Here is a 12,596-nt window from a genome sequence, read left to right as displayed (position 1 = left end):
ATACACATGAAATTAGCCATTGTGACGGGCTGCCCAAACGGCATGGTGACCAGCGTGCTGTGCGCCCGTTTGCTGGATGCAGCGGCGCAGCGTCAGGGCTGGAGCACCAGCGTTGAAGTGCATGATCCCAAGCATCCGGAACGCCAATTGTCGGCGGCCACCCTCGATGAAGCCGAGTGGGTCTTGCTGGTCAGCAGCACGCCGCTGGACATGCAGCGTTTTATTGGCAAGCGGGTGTTTCAGAGCACCCCGGCCCAGGCCCTGCAAGATGTAGAAGCTGTGTTGCTGCGCGGGGTCCAGGAGGCGCAAGTTTATATCGCACCTGCGCCTTCATCGACTCCGGTCGAGAGCGCGAAGCGCGCCCCTAAAATTGTCGCCATCACGGCCTGCCCAACGGGCGTTGCGCACACCTTCATGGCGGCCGAAGCCTTGCAGCAAGCGGCCAAGCGTTTGGGCTACGAACTGCAGGTCGAAACCCAGGGCTCGGTCGGTGCGCGCAATCCGCTGAGCGCCGAGGCTATCCGGGACGCCGATGTGGTACTGCTGGCGGCAGATATCGAAGTGCCTACCGAACGTTTTGCCGGTAAAAAGATTTACCGCTGCGGCACCGGCATCGCCCTCAAGCAAGCCGAAGCCACCCTGAACAAGGCCCTGAGCGAAGGTCAGCAAGAGAGTGCTGCGACGGGCGGTTCAGCCCCGGCCAAGCAAGAAAAAACCGGGGTCTACAAGCATCTGCTGACCGGCGTGTCGTTCATGCTGCCCATGGTAGTGGCGGGCGGCTTGCTGATCGCGTTGTCCTTCGTGTTTGGCATCTCTGCTTATAAAGAGCCCGGCACACTGGCGGCAGCCCTGATGCAAATCGGTGGTGATGCAGCCTTTAAATTGATGGTGCCGTTGCTGGCGGGTTACATCGCCTATTCGATTGCCGACCGTCCGGGCCTGGCGCCAGGGATGATTGGTGGTCTGTTGGCGAGCACGCTGGGCGCCGGGTTTATCGGCGGGATCATCGCCGGATTTATCGCGGGCTACTGCGCCAAGGCGATCAACCGCTACCTGCAATTGCCGCAAAGCCTTGAAGCGCTGAAGCCGATTCTGATCATCCCGTTGTTCGCCAGCCTGTTTACCGGCCTGGTGATGATCTACGTGGTGGGCAAGCCGGTTGCCGGGATGCTTGAGGGGCTGACCCACTTCCTCGACAGCATGGGCACCACCAACGCCATTCTATTGGGTGTGTTGCTGGGCGGGATGATGTGTGTCGATCTTGGCGGGCCTATCAACAAGGCGGCGTATGCGTTTTCGGTAGGGCTGCTGGCTTCCCAGAGTTATGCACCGATGGCAGCGACTATGGCCGCAGGTATGGTGCCGCCAATCGGCCTGGGTATCGCGACCTTCCTGGCGCGACGCAAATTCGCCCAGACCGAGCGTGAGGCTGGCAAAGCGGCGCTAGTGTTGGGGCTGTGTTTTATTTCTGAAGGTGCGATCCCGTTTGCGGCCAAAGATCCGCTGCGGGTCATCCCGGCGAGCATCCTGGGTGGCGCGTTGACGGGCGCATTGTCGATGTACTTCGGCTGCAAACTGATGGCACCGCACGGCGGCTTGTTCGTGTTGCTGATCCCGAATGCGATCAACCATGCGCTGCTGTACTTGCTGGCAATTGTGGCGGGTAGCCTGGTGACTGCAGTGGTGTATGCGGTGATCAAACGGCCGGAGCCAGTGGAAATGGCGCTGGAGACAGCCAAGGCGTAGTTGCCCGGTAGCCAATACCTTGTGGGAGCGGGCTTGCTCGCGATGCACTTGATGCAGTTGATCTGATTCACCGCATTGAGCCTTTCGCGAGCAAGCCCGCTCCCACAGGAGTCGGGCTAGTAACCCGAGAGAAAACCTCTAGTACACATCGCGGCGATAGCGCCCTTGCTCGATCAGCAACTCCACCGCTTCAGCCCCCAGCATATCGATCAGCGCCTGATCCACGCCCGCTGCCATCCCCTGCAAACTGCCGCAGATATAAATCGCGGCGCCGTCTGCCAGCCACTGGCGTACTTCATCGCCAGACTCACGCAAGCGATCCTGCACATAGACCTTCTGTGCCTGATCCCGGGAAAATGCCAGATCCAGTCGAGCCAGATCACCACTGGCCAACCAGCCTTGCAGTTCATCGCGGCAGTAAAAGTCGTGTTCGGCGTTACGCTCGCCAAAGAACAACCAATTGCGCTGCTGTCCTTGGGCGATCCGTGCCTTAAGCAAGCTGCGCAGCCCTGCCAGACCGGTGCCATTACCGAGCAGAATCAGCGGCACGGGTTCGGCGGGCAGATGAAAGCTGCTGTTGCGCCGCACACGCAGGTTGATCGCCGAGCCGATGGCGGCATGTTCCGTCAGCCAGCCCGAACCAATCCCCAGGCTGCCATCTGCATGCCGCTCCTGGCGCACGATCAATTGCAGTGAGCCATCCTCAGGGATTGAGGCAATGGAGTACTCGCGCATGTTCAGCGGGACTAATGCGTCGACCAGCGCCTGGGCGTGCATGCCCACCAGGTGAGCGCGGTTTTCCGGCAGTTGGCGGCCAGCCAGTGCCTGGGCCAGGGTTTCTTGCAGGCCGTCGAGTTGCACCGGGGAGTTGGCCGAAAGGCCCAGGCCGTCAAGGAAGTGCTCGACGGCCCATGTGGACTGCCTTGGCATGACTTCTACCAAATCACCGGCCTGCCAGGAGGCGTTCCCATCGGGTGGGGTGAGCGCCAACAGATAAACCCCCGAACCGCTGCTGCCGGGGTTGAGCAGTTCGCGCTGATCAAGGCTCCAGTTGTTGTAGCTCGGTGCCTGCCAGTTGGCGCTCGGCGCGCCGCCGGTGAGCTGGCTGAGCTGTTGCTGCCACTGATGAAGTGCCTCGGCATCACCGCTGTCGACCTGCACCGGGCTAAACAGCGCTTGGGCCCCACGCTCGCTCAGCCATTGCTGGACCCGGGTGGCAAAACCACAAAAGTTCGGGTATTGGCGGTCGCCCAGCGCGAGCACGGAATACTTGAGCGTGTTCAGCCCCAGAGGCTGGCCGAGGATTTTGCGTTCAAAACCACGGGCGCTGTCGGGCGCTTCGCCATCGCCAAAGGTGCTGACCACAAACAGGGCGTTGCTCGCCTGTTGCAAGTCGTCTTCGTTGAGCGCCCCCAAGGGCTGAACCCGCACCGGCAGACCGGCCGCCTGCAGTTGTCCGGCAGTCTGCCAGGCCAATTGCTCGGCAAAGCCGCTTTGGCTGGCAAAGCCGATCAGCCATGACGGCGCATCGTTGCTGACTGCGGCAAACCCCTGGCGTGCCTGTTTGATCTGGCGTTTTTTACGGCGACGGTCCAGGTACAACAACCAGCCGGTAATAAAGAACAGCGGCATGGTCAGGCTGGCGATGGTCACCAGGATGCGGCCGGTCAGGCCCCAGTAGCTGCCCACATGGAGCGCGTAGATGCTGCTGAGCAATTGCGCCTTGTAGCTTTTGTCTTCGAAGCGATCGTGTTTTTTCACCGCGCCGGTGGCGGGATCGACAGTGATCTGGTTAAACGCACGCTCGTGGGGCGAACTGTTGAGCAGGTAAAACACCGTTGCCGGCTGCCCTGCCACAGGGGGCATGCGCACGTTGTACAGGCTCAGGTCCGGCCCGGCGGCTTTTTGGATGCTGGCCCAGATGGCGTCGTAGTCGGCAACCGGAGCAGGTCCCGCAGGCCCTGGTTGGCCACGGCCGCCTTTGCGCTGCTGGCTGTTGGGTGAGTCGGAAAACAGCTTTTGCAGGCCCTTGTTGTACCACTCGTAGGACCATGACAAACCGGTCAGTGCGGCCAGCAGATAAAAGATCATGCACCAGGTACCAGCGACCGCGTGCAGGTCCCAGTTAAAGCTGCGGCCTTTTTTCGCCCAGTCCAGTGTCAGCCAGGCCCGCCAGTTCAGCGCCTTGCGCGGCCAGCGCAAGTAGAGGCCAGACAGGCAGAAGAAAATCAGCATCAAGGTGCAAGCGCCGGTGATCTGGCGACCGGTTTGGCCCATGGCCAGAAAGCGGTGCAGTTGCAGCATCAGGTCGAAAAAGCCCTGGCCGCTGGCCTCGCCCCGATAGGCGCCGGTGTAAGGGTCGACATAGCGCAGCTGCCCACGTCGCTCACCCGGTGGCGGGGTGAAGAAAATCCGCGCAGCCGTGCCGCTGTCCACACCCACCCACAGCATTGAAACTTGTTTGCCTTCAGTGGCCTCGACCCTGCGCACCAGCTCGGCGGGAGGCAGCACGCCGCTGTCGAGTTTCTCGACCTTGAGTACCGAAGGGTTGAGCAAGTTCAGCAACTCGTCCTGGAACGACACCGTGGCGCCGGTGATCCCCATCAGGGCCAGCACCAGCCCTGCGGTGATCCCGAAAAACCAGTGCAGCTGAAAAAGTGTTTTCTTAAACACGACGACCGCCTTGCTTGCTCAATTGAATGCTTCAGGATTTGTAGCCGCTGACGAGGCTACACACAAAAGCCCCGACCATCAGATGGGCGGGGCTCTGTACAACTCAGCTTCGGATTAGAAGTGGAAGCTGGTGGTCAACAAGGCTGTACGGCCCGCCGCCTGGCTGGCGAAGTGCGACGCATAGGCTTTGTCGTAGTAGGTCTTGTCGGTCAGGTTCTGCACGTTCAGTTGCAGGTCGATATTTTTGGTCAGCTTGTAGCTGGCCATCGCGTCGAAGCGGGTGTAAGCCGGGACGTAAACGGTGTTGGCGGTGTCGCCGAACACTTCATCCACATAGAACGCTCCGCCACCAACGGTCAGCTTTGGCATCACTTCATAAGTTGTCCACAGGCTGAAGCTGTTTTTCGGCGTGTTCGGCATTTCGTTGCCTTTGTCCGACAAGGCAGTGGTGTTGATGCTGCCGTTGCGGTTGCCTTTTTTACCTGGATCAACCAGCTCGCTTTTCAGGTAACTGTAGCCTGCAAACACCTGCCATTTTTCAGTGATCTTGCCGCTGGCCGACAACTCCAGACCGTCAACGCGGGACTCACCGGCGTTTTCGTAGGTGAAGGAGTCAGTCAGGACGCGAGTGTTTTTCTTCTCGGTACGAAATACCGCCGCCGTCAGCGACAGGCGATCCTGGAACACATCCCACTTGGTACCCAGCTCGTAGTTAACGGTTTCTTCCGGCTTCAGGTCGCTGGTAATAGTGCTGCCAGGAGCAATCAGGCCGTTGCCTTCAACGCCTTCACCCACAATGCCGCCCGGAGGCGAAGCAGAAGTCGCGTAGGAAACGTATACGCTGCCGTTATCCAGCGGCTTCCAGACCAGACCGGTCTGCCAGTTGAAGAAGTTGCTGTCGTTGGAGGCTTTAGTGCGGCCTGTTGCAGCGTTGGTGTTGGCGGTGGTACTGAACGAGTCATAACGCAGACCCGCGTTCAACAGCCATTTTGGATCAAGTTCGATCGTATCGAAAACGTAAGCGGCCTTGGTCACGCCAACGGTGTTGGTGCCGTAGTAGTTGCGATTTTCAGTACCGGTCCACACGTCGTTTGGATTCGGGTTGGACAGTGAGGTGCACTGGCCACCGCTGTTGCCGACTTTGTCCGGTGTGCAATTAGGATTGCTGTTCGGGGAGACGGTGTAGCTGCTGGCCCGGGTTTCTTCACGGGTGAATTCGACACCTGTGGAATAGGTGTTCTTGAAGCCCATGACCTGGAAGTTACCAAACAGATCGGTCTGGTTAGTGGTGGTTTCTGTGGTCGAAACACGAGTGTTGGCCCGACGCCACACGGTGCCAAACTGGTTAACGTTGTGCTGGCTGTCATCCGGCTGGGTCAGGATGTAATCCTGGCCAGTGTTGCCGTGACGGAAGGTGTTCTTCAGTGTCATCGCGTCGCTGAAGTCATGCTCGAACGAGATGGTGCTGATATCGACGCGGGTTTTGCGGAAGTCACGATCTTTCAAACCGTAAAAGTTGCGGCTGTCGCCACCATCGTCTGGCTTGTCGTGAGCATGAACAGCTGTTTTGGAGCTGTTGCTGTAGCCATATGGAATGCCCGAATCTGGCAGGTCGTTGCTTTCCAGGTGGTAGTAACTGACGTTCAGGCGGTTTTCTGTGCCCAGGCCGAAGGTCAGCGATGGCGCAACGCCCCAGCGGTCGTAGTTGACCGAGTCGCGGCCAGCGACATTTTGCTCGTGGCTCATCAGGTTCAGACGGAACGCTGCTGTGTCCAGAAACTGGCGGTTTACATCCACGGTATAGCGGCGGGTCTGGTCGGAGCCGTAGGTGAAGCCACCGTTGAGGAAGTCACCCATTTTAGGGGTCTTGCTCACCATGTTCAGGCTACCGCCTGCCGAGCCACGACCACCAAAGGAGGAGTTCGGGCCTTTGCTGACTTCGATCGACTCGATGTCGAAAATTTCGCGGGTCTGGCCGCCAGCGTCGCGCACGCCGTCCAGGTACATATCGGCCTGAGCGTCAAAACCACGAATGAATGGACGGTCGCCCTGTGGGTTGCCGCCTTCGCCTGCGCCGAAAGTGATGCCCGGCACGGTGCGCAATGCGTCTTGCAACGAGGTAGCTGCGGTGTCCTGCAGCACTTGCTGAGGGATAACAGTGACGGAACGCGGGGTATCGATCAGGGGAGCGGTGTACTTGGACGAGCTGGCTTTCTCAACCTGATAAGACTGCTCGGTCTGCTCGCCAGTAACGGTGGTCGCGCCAAGGGAAATACTGTTGCTCTGTGCCTTGCTCTCAGTGCTTTCAGCGGCCTGAGCCATATGGGCTGCAGAGGACGCGGTAATAGCAACACCGATGGCCGAAGCCAGCAAGCGTGGTGAGCTGACGGGTATTTTTAATTGTTGGCGCGACATTTTAAGATCCCTTCCCCCAGAATTTGAGCCGCGAAATATAGTGCAAACAATTCTGGCTATCAATTGAGAGGTATTACTATTTGCGCTAAATTTACAATCTTTACAATTTGCCTTTACGGTTTTTTCACACTCGTTCGTCTATGGGCGCACAGCAGCGTTTTACACATCCAATAAGAATCAATAACATTGCCATCCCTCTGATATCAGGTGTCGCGTCATGTTGCTGCATATTCCCGGCTTGTTCTCTCGCGAAGAGGTGCAGCGCATCCGTGAGGCGCTGCAGCAAACTGAATGGGCTGACGGCAAAATCACCGCCGGTTTTCAATCCGCGAAAGCCAAGCACAATCTGCAATTGCCCGACGACCATCCGCTCGCCAAGGAGATTGGCGCAGCGATGATGGACCGACTATGGAAAAACCCGCTGTTCATGTCGGCTGCGTTACCGCACAAGGTCTTTCCGCCGTTGGTGAACTGCTACACCGGGGGCGGCAGTTTTGATTTTCATATCGATAACGCCGTGCGTCAGCCCAAGGGCAGCCCCGAGCGGGTGCGTACCGATCTCTCGGCAACCCTGTTTTTCAGCAATCCCGAGGACTATGACGGCGGTGAGCTGGTGATTCAGGACACTTACGGTGTGCAGCAAGTCAAACTGCCCGCTGGTGATATGGTGCTGTACCCCGGCACCAGCTTGCACAAAGTCAATGCGGTTACCCGGGGAGCACGTTTTGCGTCGTTTTTCTGGACTCAAAGCCTGGTACGCGAAGACAGCCAGCGCACTTTGCTGTTTGAAATGGATGGCGCGATCCAGCAACTGACCCGCGATGTACCCGATCATCCATCCCTCATCCAGCTCACGGGCACCTATCACAACCTGTTGCGTCGCTGGGCCGAGGTCTAAGTCATGAGCTTTCAATTACGCCGCGAAGAAGTGCTCGACGGTGACCAGCTACGCGCCATGCTGGCTGAAAACCCGGCGAAAGCGGCCCAGGCCATTCTGATAGCGGCCAAGCAAGGCATCGTCGACGGCCAGGCCTTGCTGGGGCAGATCTTGCTCGATGGCCAGGGCATCGCGCGCGACCCGGTGCTGGCCAAACGCTGGTTTCAAATCGCAGCCAATAGCGGCCACCTGATGGCCCGCAACATGCTCGGCCGGTGCTGGGAACATGGCTGGGGCGGCCCAGTGGATTGCACGCTGGCCAGCCTGGAATATCGGCAAGCAGCAGAAGCTGGTCTGGATTGGGCGCTCTACAACTACGCCAACTTGCTGGCTACCGGTCGCGGTGTGGCGCAAGACCAGAGCACGGCGTTCAAGTTGTATGGGGCGGCAGCACAGGCGGGCCACGCCAAATCGATGAATCTTCTTGGGCGTTATCTAGAAGAGGGTGTGTATTGCCCTGCTGATAAAAAGGCAGCGTGCTTCTGGTACGAACGCTCAGCCATGGGCGGTGATTTTCGTGGCCAGTTCAGCCATGCCTCGGTACTGGCAGAGTCCGGAAACATTGACGAAGCGCTGGTCTGGTTTGAGCGTGCTTTGGCGGCAGGCAATCTGAACTTCTTGCGAGTCAGTTACCTGGCCCTGCTTGAGGCCCTAGAGCCTCGTGTCAGAGCACTGAGCGACCTGTGGCAAGCGCGTATAAATTCGCTCCTGAACAGTAACGACTGAGACTAATTACACCGCTGCGGGCAATACTCGTACGCGGTGTTTTAGCATGTCCGTGTGGGCGGTAGTTTGTTTGGGTACGTATTCTTTTATATTTTGTGTCGTTGTCTTACGTCTTGTCGAGTCGTGGTCCAGTTGATTAATAACCTTTGAAGATTGATTCTGTTTTAGCAGGATAATTATTTAAAGGGAATTAATATGCAAAGTGATAATCACGCGCGTGTTGAAAGTAGTGAAGAGGCCAGGCCGCTTGAAGAAATGACGTCGTTGGAGGCGGCCATTTATTTGCCGTCGCAGTATATCCAGGTGCTGGCGGGAGAAAAAATGCGGCGGTGTCAAAGGATGAGTTGGGGTTTATTATACGGCGCAGTGATATACACAGTGTCCGCGCCTATGTGCGTGAATCGCGAACGTTACCCGTCGATTACAACAAGATCGTTGCGTGGTTCGGGGCCAATACGCAAGGGGTGCCCGGGCTGGAACCTGCCAGCATTCAGTCGTTTCATCAGCGGGTCGTCCAGCACGCTGGAACTTGGTCGGCGCTGGAACGTGATACTAAAGAACTCAGCCGGCAACTTAACCGGTTCTCGGACAGTTTTATTACGACGGCCAACGGCATTATTGAACTGATCAATAAAATTGAGTTCGAGCGTTTCCTCACGGGTACGCTGAATGAGTTGACCGAGGCAGAAGAAGCCGAGTTGAAGTTGATTGTTCTGAACTCGACAGAGCTTACAGCGGTTCGTATTGTCAGGGAGTACGTGCTACTGATCAAAAAAGACACCGACGCCTATATCAAAAAAGCCACGGCCGTCGGTGCCTTGGCGGCCGAGTTTGAACGGGTGTTGTCAGACGAATTGATTCACGAAGTCAACAGCAAACTTGATGCGTACGCCAAGAGAGGCCACTCCAGAGAGCGCGAAGCGTTAGTGGCGCGTATAAAGCAACTGGACAGCGAAATCGAACAGTTGATCAAGGACTATAAGTCTCAGGTGTTGTATGGCCATTCAGGGATTTTCCTGGGGCCTATCGGATTGGCCATCACCGGTGGGATATTTGGTGTTAAAGCCGAAGCGACACGCGCCCGAAAAAACCAACTGATTGCCGAGCGTGAGATCGCAAGGTTAAGCAGCCAGGAGCAAGAGAGGCTGGCCACGGTGCTGGATGCCACTCAGCAGCGTTTTACCGATCTGCGCAGCCGTATGCTCGGTGCCGAGCAGGGGGCCAAGCAGTTGGCGCAAGTATGGAGCTACATCGCCAAATACCTCGACGAGGCCGCCTACCAGTTGGAGGGCGTGGATGATCTTGCCCGGTTGCACCGGTTCAAACTTGATTTTTCACAACTGTTGAATCCCTGGACGCGTGTTAAAGATTACAGCGTGCAGATATCCAATGCGTTTAATGAAATTATCGATGGGCGTCTTTGAGTAAAGGGACTGACTTCATGAATAGGGATATTGAACTGATGGTTTATGAAAATCCGGATATGCCGGGTGTGTTTGCCGGGCTGAGAAAATTCAATGCGGTGGCGGTTAATCGTGACTACGATTTTATTCCCTCTCTGCAAGAGCGTTTGAGTCTGGCGGCCAGAACGTTGAGTCAGGGGGTGCGCACGATTGTCGATCAAATACGTCATCTTGATGTGGTCGTTGAAAGTTCGGGGCTCGACGCACTGCTGGAGCAATGGGCTGCCATTCAGGCGCACACGCAATTAACTGCCGACATACACTCTGCTGCGATCACAACACTTAATGACACTTGTGCTCAGCGGATAAGCAGAATCGTAAGTGCTGTCGGCACAGCCAAAGAGCACGTGCTGCTGCGGATCGATGAGGGGCGAGGATTAAACTTGGATCACTACTCTGATCCCTTGCTGGCTTATGACGTGGCCCGACTCGAAGCGTTGGAGCAGCAGGCTCTCATACTGCAGATAGAAGAAGACAAACTGCGTGGGGACAAACAAGTCATAGACGCCGCAGTCACTCTTCTTCAAACCCGAACATGGCTGGATCATGTCAGGGACTTGCTGCCGAGCGCTGAACAGATTCAGGCGCTTGTAACTTCAGCGCTGGTAGGAAAGGCGGAGGCGGATGTGGTGGTGGCTGCCATTGAACGCGTTACGCTGTACCTGGGCTTTTTTGACGGCGGTTATCGTTTGTTTGCCCTGACCGAGGCACGCAATAAAATAACCGACAAGTTATCTGACGTGCGAATGCTGAAAAGCAAAAACATGACAGATGCACGAGGATTAAAAGAGCGTGCAGAAAAGATAAGACGCCACGCGGAGTTGGTTGAGGCCAGGACGTATTGGGTTGACAACATGAAGCGAGTTGCCCGGGGGCTTGGGGAGTTTATCGCCCGGGTGCATTCAACGGCTGAAGTGAATGAGCACTTGATACAGCAGGTATCGGCAGAGCTGGCAGGGTTTCAGCGTTTCTTGCGGCAGATCAGTCGCTAGGCGGTAATGACAGCCCCCCGACCACTAGGCCGGGGGGCTTTTTTTTACAGGTAGAAAGACTTCAGCGGCGGGAAGCCATTGAACTCAACGGCGCTGTAGCTGGTGGTGTAGGCACCGGTCGACAACCAGTACAGACGATCACCGATTGCCAGGTTCAATGGCAGGCCGTACTTGTAGTTTTCGTACATGATGTCGGCGCTATCGCAGGTTGGGCCGGCAATCACGACTTCTTCCATTTCGCCTTTCTTTTCAGTCCAGATCGGAAACTTGATGGCTTCGTCCATGGTTTCGATCAGGCCCGAGAATTTGCCCACGTCGGTGTAAACCCAGCGCTCCACGGCGGTGCGGGATTTACGCGCTACCAGTACCACTTCACTGACCAGAATGCCGGCGTTGGCAATCAGTGAACGGCCCGGCTCCAGAATGATTTCTGGCAGGTCGTCACCGAAGTCTTCCTTCAGGAAGCGAATGATTTCTTCTGCGTAGGTTTCCAGGCTGTTGGTGCGGGTGATGTAGTTGGCCGGGAAGCCGCCGCCCATGTTGATCAGCTTGAGAACGATGCCGTCTTCTTCTTTCAGGCGCTCGAAGATCACTTTGACCTTGGCAATGGCCGCATCCCACACGCTGATGTCGCGTTGCTGGGAGCCCACATGGAACGAGATGCCGTAAGGCACCAGGCCCAGGTCACGGGCCAGGATCAGCAAGTCCATGGCCATATCGGTCTGGCAGCCAAATTTTCGCGACAAAGGCCAGTCAGCCGTCGTCGAGCCTTCAGTCAGAATGCGTACGTAGATTTTCGAGCCCGGAGCGGCTTTGGCGATGTTGCGCAGGTCAGCTTCAGAGTCGGTGGAGAACAGGCGCACGCCTTTCTCGTAGAAATAGCGAATGTCTTTGGATTTTTTGATGGTGTTGCCGTAGCTGATGCGATCCGGGCCAACGCCTTGGGCCATCACTTTGTCCAGCTCGTAGATCGAAGCGATGTCGAAGTTCGAGCCCTTGTCGCGCAGCAGATCAATGATTTCGACGGCAGGGTTGGCTTTGACTGCGTAGTACACCTTGGCAAACTCGAAGCCTGCACGCAGGTCATCGTAAGCCTTGCTGATCATGGCAGTGTCGATCACCACGAACGGGGTTTCCTGGGTGTCAGCGAAGGCCTTCATTTTGTTGAAGGTATCGCGCGCGTAATAGTCTTCGACCTTGATCGACATGCTGAGGGACTCCTAGTGGCAAACGTCATAAATAAATGGGCGCAACTGAACATCCTCCGTATCCCCACTTTGGTTCGCCTACTTCCCAAGGCATGTCCGCCGAAAGCAAATAAGGTAAATGGACCTTGCTGTCTCGTCGTCAGTACTTGAGCCGGATGGATCGTTTCCAGCATGGATGTTCGGCGCGAACTTTAGGGCGTGAGTGCGTTGAGATCAACAAAAAATGTCGCGTTTTTGTACGCGTTCGTCGTGGGCACACTGACAGCTATTTAAGTAACCGACCTTTGTGACACTGGGGAGTTCGCACGCAGCGCTTTTACGGGGGCCGCAAGGGCGGGTAAACAGAGTGACTGAGTCGCCAGTGTCGCGAGCAAGCCCGCTCCCACAGGGGCTTTCGTCCTTGTGGGAGCGTGGCTTGCCCGCGGTGGCATCAGCG

The 12,596-nt window shown here is 56.9% G+C and carries 8 protein-coding genes; 5 read left to right on the top strand and 3 right to left on the bottom strand.

The annotated features are described in order from the left end of the window. The first annotated feature begins 6 nt into the window (after window positions 1-6). Window positions 7-1,746, top strand: a complete 1,740-nt coding sequence (locus TU76_RS04780; RefSeq protein WP_019823928.1) for a PTS fructose-like transporter subunit IIB — start codon at window positions 7-9, stop codon at window positions 1,744-1,746. A 138-nt stretch (window positions 1,747-1,884) separates the two neighbouring features. On the opposite strand, the gene TU76_RS04775 is transcribed toward TU76_RS04780, so the two are convergent. Together TU76_RS04775 and TU76_RS04770 are read right to left on the bottom strand one after the other, a co-directional pair. Then, window positions 1,885-4,419, bottom strand: coding sequence for a PepSY domain-containing protein (locus TU76_RS04775; protein WP_048351173.1), 2,535 nt, complete (start codon window positions 4,417-4,419; stop codon window positions 1,885-1,887). A 114-nt stretch (window positions 4,420-4,533) separates the two neighbouring features. Continuing rightward, window positions 4,534-6,834, bottom strand: a complete 2,301-nt coding sequence (locus tag TU76_RS04770; RefSeq protein WP_048351172.1) for a TonB-dependent receptor — start codon at window positions 6,832-6,834, stop codon at window positions 4,534-4,536. A gap of 217 nt (window positions 6,835-7,051) precedes the next feature. On the opposite strand from TU76_RS04770, the gene TU76_RS04765 reads away from it, so the two are divergent. The 4 genes from TU76_RS04765 to TU76_RS04750 all read left to right on the top strand — a co-directional run bounded on the left by TU76_RS04765 (window position 7,052) and on the right by TU76_RS04750 (window position 10,952). After that, window positions 7,052-7,732 carry a Fe2+-dependent dioxygenase gene (locus TU76_RS04765; protein ID WP_019823925.1) on the top strand — a complete coding sequence of 227 codons (681 nt, stop codon included), beginning with the start codon at window positions 7,052-7,054 and terminating at the stop codon, window positions 7,730-7,732. 3 nt (window positions 7,733-7,735) lie between these two features. After that, entirely contained in the window at window positions 7,736-8,497 is a 762-nt protein-coding gene (locus TU76_RS04760; protein WP_048351171.1) for a tetratricopeptide repeat protein, read from the top strand. 329 nt (window positions 8,498-8,826) lie between these two features. Beyond that, window positions 8,827-9,921: an alpha-xenorhabdolysin family binary toxin subunit A gene (locus TU76_RS04755; RefSeq protein ID WP_231984155.1), complete on the top strand. Its 1,095-nt coding sequence runs from the start codon at window positions 8,827-8,829 to the stop codon at window positions 9,919-9,921. Between the two features lie 17 nt (window positions 9,922-9,938). Next, window positions 9,939-10,952, top strand: a complete 1,014-nt coding sequence (locus TU76_RS04750) for an alpha-xenorhabdolysin family binary toxin subunit B (protein WP_048351170.1) — start codon at window positions 9,939-9,941, stop codon at window positions 10,950-10,952. A 44-nt stretch (window positions 10,953-10,996) separates the two neighbouring features. On the opposite strand, the gene TU76_RS04745 is transcribed toward TU76_RS04750, so the two are convergent. Continuing rightward, window positions 10,997-12,160, bottom strand: a complete 1,164-nt coding sequence (locus TU76_RS04745) for a type III PLP-dependent enzyme (RefSeq protein WP_019823918.1) — start codon at window positions 12,158-12,160, stop codon at window positions 10,997-10,999. Window positions 12,161-12,596: the final 436 nt, after the last annotated feature.

This window comes from Pseudomonas psychrophila, from assembly GCF_001043005.1.
Taxonomy (GTDB): Bacteria; Pseudomonadota; Gammaproteobacteria; order Pseudomonadales; family Pseudomonadaceae; genus Aquipseudomonas; species Aquipseudomonas psychrophila.
Note: the sequence above shows the minus strand (reverse complement) of the source record. Positions and strands in the feature narration are given on the sequence as shown.

Bases quoted from the DNA above. Each gene is read 5' to 3' on its own strand.
- TU76_RS04760 (WP_048351171.1), top strand. From the start codon at position 7,736: ATGAGCTTTCAATTACGCCGCGAAGAAGTGCTCGACGGTGACCAGCTA.
- TU76_RS04770 (WP_048351172.1), bottom strand. From the start codon at position 6,834: ATGTCGCGCCAACAATTAAAAATACCCGTCAGCTCACCACGCTTGCTG.
- TU76_RS04765 (WP_019823925.1), top strand. From the start codon at position 7,052: ATGTTGCTGCATATTCCCGGCTTGTTCTCTCGCGAAGAGGTGCAGCGC.
- TU76_RS04750 (WP_048351170.1), top strand. From the start codon at position 9,939: ATGAATAGGGATATTGAACTGATGGTTTATGAAAATCCGGATATGCCG.
- TU76_RS04745 (WP_019823918.1), bottom strand. From the start codon at position 12,160: ATGTCGATCAAGGTCGAAGACTATTACGCGCGCGATACCTTCAACAAA.
- TU76_RS04780 (WP_019823928.1), top strand. From the start codon at position 7: ATGAAATTAGCCATTGTGACGGGCTGCCCAAACGGCATGGTGACCAGC.